Source organism: Acinetobacter sp. YH12239 (assembly GCF_013417635.1).
GTDB lineage: Bacteria > Pseudomonadota > Gammaproteobacteria > Pseudomonadales > Moraxellaceae > Acinetobacter.
The window spans coordinates 324038-336417 of sequence record NZ_VPDP01000003.1 but is presented as its reverse complement, the minus strand read 5'-3'; the positions used below and the strand labels follow the sequence as shown (position 1 = coordinate 336417).

Sequence of the window (12380 nt, the reverse complement as noted above, 5' to 3'; positions counted from 1 at the left end):
TTAGCAGATGGCGAATATGACGTAGTTGCAAAAGCGACAGATAAAGCAGGTAACACAGGTGAATCTCAGCCAGAGAGCTTCGAGGTTGACACAGTAGCACCTGAATTAACCATCGATGAGCTTAAGCCAACAAACGATACTACACCAACAATCTCAGGTAAGACTGAGCCAGGTGCAACAGTAAAAGTTGAAATCTTAGACAAAGATGGCAACCCTGTAGCAACAGGTGATGCGACTGTAGATCCAGAAGGTAACTGGACGTTCACACCGACTGAAGAATTACCAGAAGGTGAATATACAGTTAAAGCTGAAGCGAAAGATGCGGTAGGTAATACTGCTACTGAAACTGCGGATGGCAAATTAACTGTAGATACAACTGCACCATCTGATACCGATGTAACGATTGATCCAATTGCGGATACAAACGATACAACACCAGAAATCACAGGTACAACTGAACCAGGAACAACAGTAAATGTCGTTGTTAAAGACAAAGACGGTAAAGTTGTTGCAGAAGGTCCAGCAACAGTTACAGGTGACACATGGACATATACACCATCAGTTGAATTAGCAGATGGCGAATATGACGTAGTTGCAAAAGCGACAGATAAAGCAGGTAACACAGGTGAATCTCAGCCAGAGAGCTTCGAGGTTGACACAGTAGCACCTGAATTAACCATCGATGAGCTTAAGCCAACAAACGATACCACTCCTGAAATTACTGGTAAAACAGAACCGGGAGCGATAGTTGATGTTGTGATCAAAGACAAAGACGGTGAAATTGTCTCTGAAGGTAAAGCAGAAGTTGATCCAGAAGGTAACTGGACGTATACACCGACTGAAGAATTACCAGAAGGTCATTACGATATAGAAGTAACTCCGACTGATAAAGCGGGTAACAAAGGTGATACTTCTAAAGAACAGTTAGAAGTTGATACAACACCTCCTTCTGACATTACTATTGATCCAATTGGTGGTGATGATTTCGAATCGAATGATCCTCAACCTGAAATTACAGGAACAGGTGAGAAAGGTTCGCTAGTGGATATCGTGATCACCGGTCCAGATGGCTTCGAAGAGAAGGCCACTGTTGAAGTAGGAGAAGATGGTAAATGGTCGTATAAACCAGAAGCTGAGTTGGAAGAAGGTGACTACAAAATCGAAGCTACTCCTAAAGATGAAGCTGGAAACGTAGGTAATCCAACTGAACAAGATTTTGTAATCGACTTGACACCACCAGATATCGATATTGATCCGTGGGAAGATGATAATGATCCTTGGTTAGATATCGATCCTTGGGATGATGAAGAAGCTGCATGGGATGTGAGTGAAGCTGCATCTGTACAGGCAGTATCATTAGCTGCTGAGCCTCAAATTGCTGCATTCTCTGCTTTCGCTGCACGCTCATTATTTGTAGCTGAACCAGTAGTAACAGCAGCTCAAGTAACGGCGGTTGATCCAAGTATTAATTATACTAATGATCCACAACGTACAATTAGTGGTAATACAGAAAACAATCCTAAAGAGGTTGCTGTAGAGATTAAAGATGCTAATGGTAGTGTTGTATCTAGTGGTTTAGCAGTGTTGTCAGCAGGTCGTTGGAGTTATAAACCAGCAGAACCTTTAGCAGATGGTACATATACACTTGTAGCTACTGCACGTGATGCAGCAGGTAATACTAGCCGTACAGTTTCTTTAAAATTTGGTGTAGATACACTTTCACCTGACTTGTCAGTTGAAGAGTTATATCCTACAAATGACACTACCCCAGCAATTTCTGGTTCAACTGAACAATATTCTAAAGTTCAAGTCGTGATCAAAGATAAGAATGGAAATACTGTTGTAGATGCACCAGCTTCTGTAGATAGCTCAGGCAATTGGACATTTACACCGCCAAGAGATTTGGCGGATGGTAATTATACAGTTGAAGTAACATCTACCGATTTAGCAAAAAACAAAACAACTGAAACACATCAATTAACAGTTGATACTCAAGCTCCTGATGCTGTGATTATTAATCCAATTACAGATCCAAGTGACTTGAAACCAGTATTAACAGGTAAAGCTGAAGCGAATACTACTGTCGAATTAGTGATTAAGGACTCTACAGGTCGAATTATTGATTCTGCACTTGTTCCTGCTGATCAAAATGGTAATTGGACATATCCAATCAACAATAATTTACCAGAAGGTACAATTATCGTTGAAGCTAAAGCGATTGATGAAGCTGGAAATGTCGGTCCTTCATCAAGCATTGGCTTTGATTTAGATGTAACTCCGCCAGATGCTCCAACTGCTACATTTAATGCTGATGGTTCATTAGTAACTGGTACTGCACAAGCTTTATCAACAGTTAAAGTAAAAGATGCAAACAACAACGTGATTGGTACAACTACTGCGGATAGCAATGGAAACTACTCAATTAAGTTGACACCAAGTTTAAATGACGGACAAAACGTATCTGTGACAGCTTCTGACGTAGCGGGTGAATCTGCACCACGTAAAGTGACTGCACCGAACATTCCGTTGGATGCAATTGATAACGTTGCGAAAGCAGGTATCGAGTATGAGTATCCAGTTACACAGAAATTCATTAAAGATGCGATTTCGTACAATTGGTTGATTGGTTTCCTTGGTATCACGCTTGGTAAAACAAGTGGTGCTACAGAGTTTACAATCGGTGCTAACAAAACTGCTGACATACAACTTCAAGTGAAGTCTGCTTCTTGGAAAACATTGTTTGACACTGTGAAAGTTAATTTGTACAAACAAGACAGTTCTGGTAAGTGGGTACTTATCGCTAATGATAAATCGTCAGGTTTATTCGACTTTATTGGTATCTTTGGTGAAGTTGCACATATTAATTTAGATGGTTTATCAGCTGGTAAATATCGTATTGAAATGAGTAACTCGAACCTTGCTTCTTTACCAGGTTATGTACAGACTAACTTGCTCATTAAAGAAACTGATACAAGTACAACGCCTGTAGTGAAGTCAATCACTGAAGCGAAGGGTAATGTGATTACTGATCTTGATCCTGTACATGGTAAAGATCTTGTAGTTGCCGGTGCTGTTGTGAAAGCTGTAAATGGTGTTGCGATTAATGGTGCAACAACAATCAAAGGTGAGTTTGGTACATTAACAATCGATGCAAACGGTACATACGCTTATAAGCCAAATGCAAACCTTAACGCGATTGGTAAAACGGATGTATTTAACTACACGATTACTGATCCTGTAACTGGTAAGTCTGATACAGCTCAATTAGTACTTCAAATTGATTCTAAATCAGGTTCACCATTGGCTTGGAGCAAATTCACACCAGAAGCAAACGCAAATGATGCTGATGCATTGGCGAATGAAACAGCAGGTAAGTTTAATTCTACTTACTTGAATGAAACAGTTTCTGCTAAAGGTTTGGATAAGTTGATCTTTAATGTGTTAAATGACAACAGCCATAACGGTGGTAACGGCGTTGACACAATCAATGACTTCCAATTAGGCAGCAATGTGAAGATTGATGTTTCTGAGTTGTTATCTGATAGTGCAACTGCTCAAAACATTGATAAATTCATCTTTGTCGAGAAAGACGGAAACAATACGAAGTTAAGTATTGATCGTGATGGCGCAGGTACAACTTATAACAAGGTTGACCTAATTACTTTCAACAATACTGATGTTTCACTTCAAGACTTGTTGAACAAAAACCATTTGTTGTTCTAATAGACTAATGTAAATAAGAGGAACTTCGGTTCCTCTTTTTTTATTCTTGAATTAAAAAAATGGGACATTTAAAATGTCCCATTCATTGTCTATAACTTATTTGAGTAGATTAAGAAAATTTAAATAATGTTGTACGAGGATTTGTTCTTGTTCCAATATTGGTGTATGACCTACACCTTTTAAGATGATAGGCTCTTGAGCATTTTTCAGTAATTCTTTCAGTTCAGCTGCAGCTTCTACATTAATAATTTGATCACGATCTCCCCAAATGATGAGTGTTGGTTGATCGATTGAACGAGCCGCTAGCGCAAATGTTTCAGGTGTAAATGATTTGGACATGAGAATAAGTTGCTCAACGAGTTTCGTGTTATTCGTAACATTGGATATCATGAGCTTTTCTTGTTCGACTTTCAGCTCGTTCGGTATAAATGGAGGTTGCTGCGTAGCAATTTTAAATAACCGATCAAAATCTCCAGGTTTAGAAACGATAAAATTTTTGAGTAAATTTGGGTCTTTTAAGTAAGGGGTATTGGCAGATTTAAATACACCTGCACTATTAATGAGTAGTAATGATTTAGTATCGATTGGATACTGCGCCGCATAAAGTAATGCTACAGCTCCGCCCATGGAGTGACCGGCAACATTTAGATTTTGATCAACATGAATGGCTTCTGCAAAGCGACGTAATTTTTCTGTCAGATTAGGAATTGAATAATCAAAATCTGCTGCTACTTTACTATCACCTTGACCAGGTAAATCAGGGATAATGATGTGATAATGTGGTGTCAGATAACGAGCGACTCGGTTCCAATTATCGCGACTGCCTGCAAGACCATGCACAAGCATAAGTACGGGTTTGCCTTTGGTTCCACCTTCACTGTAAGCCCAATCGATGTCGGAAACTTTAATACGCTTGGTATTTAGTCCAGCCCAAGCACGTTCTTGTTGTAAAATATTTTGTATATTTATACTGCTTGGCGCGGCTTGAGTTGTCGATGTAATAGAGATTGTACCGACTGCAATTGAAGCAGCAAGTAAGTGTGAAAATATCCTTTTCATTGTATTTCTCTGTGTATTGTTATTGTGCAAATTTAGATTAAGTGAGTCTGTTATGAAATGCATTTGCTCAAATCAATCATCCGATAAACTATAGGTCAATTATTGATGAATCGATCAGCATCAGCGGAAATGGCACAGATGATCTTGGCCACAGTATCACAAATTCCTTATGGGAAAGTAGCCAGTTATGGTCAAATTGCTGCGATGTCCGGACTGCCTAAACATGCACGTTTGGTTGGTCGTGTGTTGAATCAATTAGATGTGAGTAGCGATTTGCCTTGGCATCGTGTCATTAATGCACAAGGTAAAATTAGTCATCAGCGTTTGGATGATCAAGGTTTTAATTGCCAGCAAGCTAGATTGCTTGAAGAGGGAGTTGTGTTTAACAATGGCAAAATAGATTTCAAGATTTTTGGATGGTTCGAGTAGCTCCGTATGATGGTATACGGAGCTATCAGATATTATTGCTTCACGACAAAAACAGGTACATTGACTTCAGTGATGAGGCTTTGTGCGACACTGCCCATAATTAATTTCTTGAATCCTGAGCGACCGTGCGAGCTGATAACAATCAGATCAATATTAAGCTCATCAATCGCTTTCATTATTGTGCGGTGAATACTTTCTCCTTCGAGTATTTTAGTCTCTACGTCTACTCCATATTCATTAAACTTTGCTTTAGCTTGAGCTAGGTTATCTTCAATAAATTTTCGTGCTCGTTCAATTAAAAGATTTGACTGCCCATCTGAGAGATATTCGGCTGCGATATAGGGATCGAGTGTCATCACTTGAACAACAGTGATTTTGCTATTAAATGCTTTAGCCAATTCAACAGCATGCTGAACGACGTTGAGTGCTACTTCTGAACCATCCACTGGAACGAGGATATTTTGATAACTCATGTTGTTCTCCTTTTTTAACCGTTATTAAAATAGTTCAAAATAAAGTTGAAAAATTATGCTTTCGTATTGATCATATACTGATTTTTTTATTAATAAAACCAAGTGAATTTGTTGGAATTTTTTTTAAACATGTATTTAAGATTGGTTAAATTATTTGATAACTATATCTTTATTTATTTTTATATAAACTATTTCATCAATTCTATATTCTGGTATAAGTTCCTCAGAACAAATATTAATTAAATTAAATGATAAATTTTTGTAAAGTTGTTTGCATCTCGATTTTTGGTGCATTATTAACATCTCATCTCTATGCAAATTATATAATCTTTGCACAATCATTTGCGGAAATTCCAAGTTCTAAGAGTTTGGTCAACTCAATTTGTCAAAAAAACGAATTGAAATGTCGAGCACAAGACACAAAATTATATCGTGTGAAGAATATTAAGGATTCATATTGCTATCTAATTGATTCTTCTCCTAAATTAGTCAAATTTAAAAAAAAGGGTGAACACTATATTGAACTTAATCGTTGGGATTTTAAGGATTATAGACACTCACATCAAAGTTCTAGCATAGACGATGAGTTTCAAAGCTCAGGAATCAAAATTTATCCAGCACTTTATCCATTAAGTCAAAATGATCTGGCAATTGCTATCATTGATGATAGGTTTGTAAGCTACTCAGGGGGAGGGAGAACAGAGCAGTATGCGGACTTTGTTCAATTGAATCGTAAAGGAAAATATAGATTAGCAGTAGCAGATCAACTTTTTTATGCTTCTGAAAGGATTCGTGCATGTTTTTCAGAACATGATTATCAGACTTCAGCACATTGTTACGATGAGTCTGGAACTGTTCTAAATATTCATTTTAAACGGGGTGATCAGCAATATTATCATTGGACTCTTAATTACACAGATTATATTTGGCCTGCTCACGAATCTGAAAAAAATCGAAAAGTAGTGAAATATTCAAAAAAAATATTGCCATTTAATGATCTAAATTAAAAAAATAATCTGAAATTGAATTAACATCACCTGCCTGCAACTGTTCACGCATTTTTAAAAACTGCTTTTCATCTAAATCATAGAGCTTAAGAGAAAGCAGTTTTTTAACATCTTCCTTAGGGAAACGGTATTTAATAATTTTGGCAGGTACACCACCGACGACAGCATAAGGTGGCACGTCTTTGGTGACGACAGCACCAGTTGCCACCACTGCGCCTTCACCAAGTTTTACCCCTTGCATAATCATGGCACGGGAACCAATCCAACACCCATCACCAATGATAGTATCGCCGGCAGGCACAAAACTACGCGTATCAAAAGGAAATGCAGAAATCCAGTCGGTACGGTGTAACTGATTTCCACCCATCATGATGACACACTCAGCGCCAAAACATACAAAATTGCCGATATAAAGCTGATCGATGGGTTTTTCAGGTGTCGAAGCTTTGTCATGTAGATAACGCACCACACAACGCTCAAAACCTTGATCCCAATATGCTGAGTAATAGCTGTAATTGCCTTTGATATGAATATTCGGATTTTTGACTGTTTTCGAAATAAATTCGAATTCGCACCAATGCTTAACAGGGGAGTTGATCAGCTTTTCAGACATATCAATTAGATGACACACACGGAGAGTGTATTATAGCGAATAGGCTATTGGACTGGCATATTAATTTTCAAAACCCTTATGTAAACTCAGTAAGTTTAGCGTTATTAGGAATACGTGCAATCACTTTAATTTCAAAATCAAATCCTGCTAACCAATTCACACCTAAAGCTGTCCAGTTGGGATAAGGTTTTTGCGTGAAAACCTGATTTTTGACTTTCATAATGGTTTCAAATTGATGTTCTGGATCGGTATGAAAAGTCGTGACATCGACAATATCATCAAAATTACAACCAGCCCCAGCCAAAGTGTCAGCTAAGTTTTGAAAAGCCTGCGCAACTTGTTTTTCAAAATCTGGTTCAGGCGAACCATCTTCACGACTACCAACTTGTCCTGAAACAAAGAGTAAATCTTGCGATCGAATGGCGGCAGAATAACCATGTTGTTCATACAATGCATGGCGTTTTTTCGGAAAAATAGCTGTTCTTGTCATGAAATTATCTCCATTGAGATGTGAATTAAAAATTTAACATACGAATCGTATGTGAATAACTTAATTGACATACGTAGTGTATGTCAATTAGAATTTTTGTCATGGAAGGGATGCAAGTTATGTCTGTACGTGAACAAAAAATGGTGGAAACCCGCAAAAAATTGATTGAAGTTGCACGTCGTGCCTTTGCGATGTATGGATATGCTGATACATCCATGGATAAACTCACAGCAGAGGTGGGGTTGACGCGTGGGGCGCTCTATCATCATTTTGGTGATAAGAAAGGCTTATTTGCTGCGGTGGTTGATCAAATTGATTCAGAGATGGCTGCATCTGCCCAACAACATTTGAAACAGCCTGATGACCTATGGGAAGGGTTGATGCTGGAAGGGCGTACGTATATCGAACATGCATTAAACGCAGAATTTCAGCGTATTGTACTGCGTGATGGGCCAGCAGTATTGGGAGATCCAGCACATTGGCCAAGTCAAAATAGATGCTTGCAGAAGACACGTGAATGCGTAGAGCAATTGCTAGCTGAAAATAGATTAAAACAAATCGATGCACTTGCTGCTGCAGTCTTGCTTAATGGGGCAGCCATGAATGCAGCATTGTGGGTGGCGTCTAGTGAACATCCTAAAAAGCTATTACCACAGGCTTTACAAGCCTTCGAAATATTTGCGTCGGGCTTCTTGAAAATAAATTAATGTAAATTTTTAATCCAATAAAAAACCCCTCATCAGAGGGGTTTACAGCCTAAAATATCAAGAATTAAAGATATTCTACGCTCACAATTTCGTATTCAACTTCACCTTGAGGTGTCGTAATCTTAACTTCATCGCCTTCATTTTTTCCTAAAAGACCACGAGCGATAGGGGAATTCACAGATATTTTGTTAATTTTAAAATCTGCTTCGTCGTCACCAACAATTTGATACGTTTTACGTTCTTCAGTATCCAAATTTTCAATTGTGACAGTCACGCCAAAAACAACGCGTCCATTTTGCTCAAGTTCTTTAACGTCAATCACTTGTGCAGCACCCAATTTTCCTTCGATATCTTGGATACGGCCTTCACAGAAACCTTGTTGCTCACGTGCAGCGTGGTATTCCGCGTTTTCTTTAAGATCTCCGTGTTCACGCGCTTCAGCAATCGCTGCTGTAATACGAGGACGATCTACAGTTTTAAGTTGATGTAATTCTTTCTCAAGCGCTTCTTTGCCTTGAGGTGTCATAGGATAACGTTGCATAGTTGTCCCTCAAAAAAGTAAGTATGAAAAAATACTAAGTCTATAAATGAAAAAAAGCCCGCCACCAAGAGGTGACGGGACTTCTTGGTAGTGTATTAACCTACTGTTTGTAAGTCTTGCAAACGATATACATCCATTGGCAATTTGATTGCTAAAGCTTGGCAAACTGCATCTGCACCATTAAGGGTAGTCGTATGATAGACCTTACCTTGAAGTGCAGAACGGCGGATTGAGAACGAATCCTGCTGAGCTTGTTTACCTTCTGTTGTATTGATAATGAGGTGTATTTCGCCATTTTTCAAGCGGTCCACAATATTTGGACGACCTTCAGTCACTTTATTTACACGTTCACATTCAATACCAGCCGCTTTGATGACATCGTATGTGCCACCAGTAGCAAGAATTTTGAAGCCAAAGCCAGCAAGTTGTTTTGCAATACCTGCTGCACGTGGTTTATCAGAATCACGTACAGAGATGAACGCATGTTTAACTTCACCTTCCGTTGGAAGACCTGGTAAACGCTCATTTGCACCTAATACAGCTTTATAGAACGCTTCACCAAATGTTTTACCAACGCCCATCACTTCACCTGTAGATTTCATCTCAGGCCCAAGGATTGGATCAACACCAGGGAACTTGTTGAATGGGAACACTGCTTCTTTAACAGAGAAGTGCTCAGGGATAATCTCTGTAGTGAATCCTTGAGATTCTAAAGATTGACCCGCCATACAACGTGCAGCTACTTTCGCTAAAGACTCACCGATACACTTAGATACAAACGGAACTGTACGTGATGCACGTGGGTTCACTTCTAAGATGTAAACGTCTTCGCCTTTAACCGCAAACTGTACGTTCATCAAACCAACAACGCCAAGTTCTTTTGCCATTGCAACTGTTTGACGACGCATTTCGTCCTGAATCTCTTTAGAAAGAGAGTAAGGAGGGATCGAACATGCTGAGTCACCTGAGTGAATACCTGCTTGTTCAATGTGTTGCATGATACCGCCAATCACAACGTCTTTACCGTCAGATACGCAGTCTACGTCAACTTCGATCGCGTCGTCTAGGAAGCGGTCAAGAAGAACAGGGGCATCGTTAGAAGCTTGAACAGCATCACGTAAATAGCGACGTAATTCTTCGTCGTTATATACGATTTCCATTGCACGACCACCAAGTACATAAGATGGACGTACTACAAGTGGATAGCCAACTTTCGCTGCTTCAGCCATACCTTCTTCAGCAGATTTTACAATGCTGTTGTTTGGTTGACGAAGTTGCAGACGTTGAATCATTTGTTGGAAACGTTCACGGTCTTCTGCACGGTCAATCGCATCAGGAGATGTACCAATAATTGGTGCACCAGCTTCTTCTAAAGCACGAGCCAATTTAAGTGGTGTTTGACCACCGTACTGTACGATGATGCCTTTTGGCTTCTCAATACGTACGATTTCTAACACATCTTCAAGTGTAATTGGTTCGAAGTACAGGCGATCAGATGTGTCATAGTCAGTCGAAACCGTTTCAGGGTTACAGTTCACCATGATTGTTTCATAACCGTCTTCACGCATCGCAAGCGCCGCGTGTACACAGCAGTAATCGAATTCGATACCTTGACCAATACGGTTAGGACCACCACCGATCACCATGATCTTGTCTTTGCTAGACGGGTTTGATTCACATTCGTCATCGTAAGTTGAATACATATACGCTGTGTCTGATTCAAACTCAGCAGCACAAGTATCTACACGTTTGTAAACTGGGGTTACGCCCAAGTTCCAACGATGTTTACGGAATTGTTTTTGTGAAATACCCATCAAGTTCGCAATGCGAAGGTCAGATAAACCTTTACGTTTAAATGAACGGATGTTGTCCGCATTTAGATCACCAAAACCTAAAGTTTTGATTTGATTTTCAGTTTTGATGATGTCTTCAATTTGGATCAAGAACCATTTATCGATCTTAGTCGCTTGGAATACATCTTCTAATGTAAAGCCGTGACGGAATGCGTCAGCCACGTACCAAATACGCTCAGGACCCGGAACACGAAGTTCTTGTAAGATTTTCTCACGCGCGCCTTCAGCACCCACTTCGATTTTTTCATCAAAGCCAGTTGCACCTACTTCAAGACCACGAAGTGCTTTGTTTACAGACTCTTGGAAGTTACGACCAATTGCCATAACCTCACCCACAGATTTCATCTGTGTGGTTAAAGTTGCGTCAGCTTGTGGGAATTTCTCAAAGTTGAAACGTGGAACTTTAGTTACAACGTAGTCAATCGCAGGTTCGAAGGATGCTGGAGTGGTACCACCAGTGATGTCATTTTTAAGCTCATCAAGGGTATAACCAACCGCTAATTTCGCAGCGATTTTCGCAATAGGGAAACCAGTTGCTTTTGAAGCCAATGCAGAAGAACGAGATACACGTGGGTTCATCTCGATCACAACCATACGGCCAGTATTTGGACAAATACCAAACTGTACGTTAGAACCACCTGTTTCTACACCAATCTCACGTAACACTGCTAAAGATGCATTACGCATTAACTGATATTCTTTATCTGTTAATGTTTGTGCAGGTGCAACAGTGATTGAGTCACCTGTGTGTACGCCCATTGGGTCAAAGTTTTCAATCGAACATACGATGATACAGTTGTCGTTTTTGTCACGAACAACTTCCATCTCATATTCTTTCCAACCAATTAAAGATTCATCGATCAATAATTGTTTAGTTGGAGAAAGATCGAAACCGCGTTCACAGATTTCAAGGAATTCTTCTTTGTTGTATGCGATACCACCGCCTGAACCACCCATGGTAAATGATGGACGGATAATCACTGGGAAGCCGAAACGTGCTTGAATTTCTAAAGCTTCTTCCATTGATTCAGCGATTGCTGCTTTTGGACATTCAAGACCAATTTTACGCATTGCTTGGTCGAAAAGTTTACGGTCTTCCGCTTTTTCGATCGCTTCTTTCGTTGCACCAATCAATTCAACATTGAATTTTTCTAAAATGCCATGCTCATCAAGGGCAAGGGCACAGTTCAATGCAGTCTGACCACCCATTGTTGGAAGAACTGCGTCTGGGCGTTCTTTCTCAATGATCGCTGCAACAGTTTGCCAAGTGATTGGCTCGATATACGTTGCATCTGCCATTGCAGGGTCAGTCATGATCGTTGCAGGGTTAGAGTTTACCAGAATTACACGGTAACCTTCTTCACGTAATGCTTTACATGCTTGTGCACCTGAGTAGTCAAACTCACACGCCTGACCGATAACAATTGGACCAGCACCAATAATTAAGATGCTTTTAATATCCGTACGCTTTGGCATTATTTGCTC

General features: G+C 39.6%; 10 protein-coding genes. 4 read left to right on the top strand and 6 right to left on the bottom strand.

The features are described from left to right. Positions 1–3723, top strand: a 3723-nt coding sequence (locus tag FTV17_RS05770) for a BapA/Bap/LapF family large adhesin (RefSeq protein ID WP_179998533.1), incomplete at its 5' end; no start/stop codon positions are given. 96 nt (positions 3724–3819) lie between these two features. Here FTV17_RS05770 and FTV17_RS05765 read toward each other — a convergent pair. After that, entirely contained in the window at positions 3820–4782 is a 963-nt protein-coding gene (locus FTV17_RS05765; protein WP_179998532.1) for an alpha/beta fold hydrolase, read from the bottom strand. Positions 4783–4887: 105 nt separating this feature from the next. Here FTV17_RS05765 and FTV17_RS05760 point away from each other — a divergent pair, with 105 nt between their 5' ends. After that, entirely contained in the window at positions 4888–5211 is a 324-nt protein-coding gene (locus tag FTV17_RS05760; protein WP_257219892.1) for an MGMT family protein, read from the top strand. Positions 5212–5243: 32 nt separating this feature from the next. Here the strand turns inward: FTV17_RS05760 and FTV17_RS05755 are convergent, their stop codons facing one another. Then, positions 5244–5684 (bottom strand): universal stress protein, encoded by a 441-nt coding sequence (locus FTV17_RS05755; protein WP_179998531.1) that lies wholly within the window; start codon positions 5682–5684, stop codon positions 5244–5246. A 248-nt stretch (positions 5685–5932) separates the two neighbouring features. Here FTV17_RS05755 and FTV17_RS05750 point away from each other — a divergent pair, with 248 nt between their 5' ends. Beyond that, positions 5933–6691: a hypothetical protein gene (locus FTV17_RS05750; RefSeq protein WP_179998530.1), complete on the top strand. Its 759-nt coding sequence runs from the start codon at positions 5933–5935 to the stop codon at positions 6689–6691. Here the strand turns inward: FTV17_RS05750 and FTV17_RS05745 are convergent. Together FTV17_RS05745 and FTV17_RS05740 are read right to left on the bottom strand one after the other, a co-directional pair. Further along, entirely contained in the window at positions 6675–7304 is a 630-nt protein-coding gene (locus FTV17_RS05745) for a CatB-related O-acetyltransferase (RefSeq protein WP_179998529.1), read from the bottom strand. The genes FTV17_RS05750 and FTV17_RS05745 overlap by 17 nt on opposite strands. A gap of 76 nt (positions 7305–7380) precedes the next feature. Beyond that, a complete protein-coding gene (locus FTV17_RS05740) occupies positions 7381–7794 on the bottom strand; it encodes a RidA family protein (RefSeq protein WP_035266893.1) in 414 nt (137 codons plus the stop codon). 119 nt (positions 7795–7913) lie between these two features. On the opposite strand from FTV17_RS05740, the gene FTV17_RS05735 reads away from it, so the two are divergent. Beyond that, the gene (locus tag FTV17_RS05735; protein ID WP_035266956.1) at positions 7914–8501 is read left to right on the top strand and encodes a TetR/AcrR family transcriptional regulator; all 588 of its coding nucleotides are present in this window, start codon (positions 7914–7916) and stop codon (positions 8499–8501) included. A 64-nt stretch (positions 8502–8565) separates the two neighbouring features. Here FTV17_RS05735 and greA read toward each other — a convergent pair whose 3' ends face one another. Next, positions 8566–9042 (bottom strand): transcription elongation factor GreA, encoded by a 477-nt coding sequence (greA, locus tag FTV17_RS05730; protein WP_035266896.1) that lies wholly within the window; start codon positions 9040–9042, stop codon positions 8566–8568. A 95-nt stretch (positions 9043–9137) separates the two neighbouring features. Beyond that, complete coding sequence (gene carB, locus FTV17_RS05725) at positions 9138–12371, bottom strand: carbamoyl-phosphate synthase large subunit (RefSeq protein WP_179998528.1); 3234 nt, start codon at positions 12369–12371, stop codon at positions 9138–9140. Positions 12372–12380: the final 9 nt, after the last annotated feature.

Excerpts from the sequence above, each read along its gene's own strand:
- FTV17_RS05765 (WP_179998532.1), bottom strand. The coding sequence starts at position 4,782 with ATGAAAAGGATATTTTCACACTTACTTGCTGCTTCAATTGCAGTCGGT.
- FTV17_RS05760 (WP_257219892.1), top strand. The coding sequence starts at position 4,888 with ATGAATCGATCAGCATCAGCGGAAATGGCACAGATGATCTTGGCCACA.
- FTV17_RS05755 (WP_179998531.1), bottom strand. The coding sequence starts at position 5,684 with ATGAGTTATCAAAATATCCTCGTTCCAGTGGATGGTTCAGAAGTAGCA.
- FTV17_RS05750 (WP_179998530.1), top strand. The coding sequence starts at position 5,933 with ATGATAAATTTTTGTAAAGTTGTTTGCATCTCGATTTTTGGTGCATTA.
- FTV17_RS05745 (WP_179998529.1), bottom strand. The coding sequence starts at position 7,304 with ATGTCTGAAAAGCTGATCAACTCCCCTGTTAAGCATTGGTGCGAATTC.
- FTV17_RS05740 (WP_035266893.1), bottom strand. The coding sequence starts at position 7,794 with ATGACAAGAACAGCTATTTTTCCGAAAAAACGCCATGCATTGTATGAA.
- FTV17_RS05735 (WP_035266956.1), top strand. The coding sequence starts at position 7,914 with ATGTCTGTACGTGAACAAAAAATGGTGGAAACCCGCAAAAAATTGATT.
- greA (WP_035266896.1), bottom strand. The coding sequence starts at position 9,042 with ATGCAACGTTATCCTATGACACCTCAAGGCAAAGAAGCGCTTGAGAAA.
- carB (WP_179998528.1), bottom strand. The coding sequence starts at position 12,371 with ATGCCAAAGCGTACGGATATTAAAAGCATCTTAATTATTGGTGCTGGT.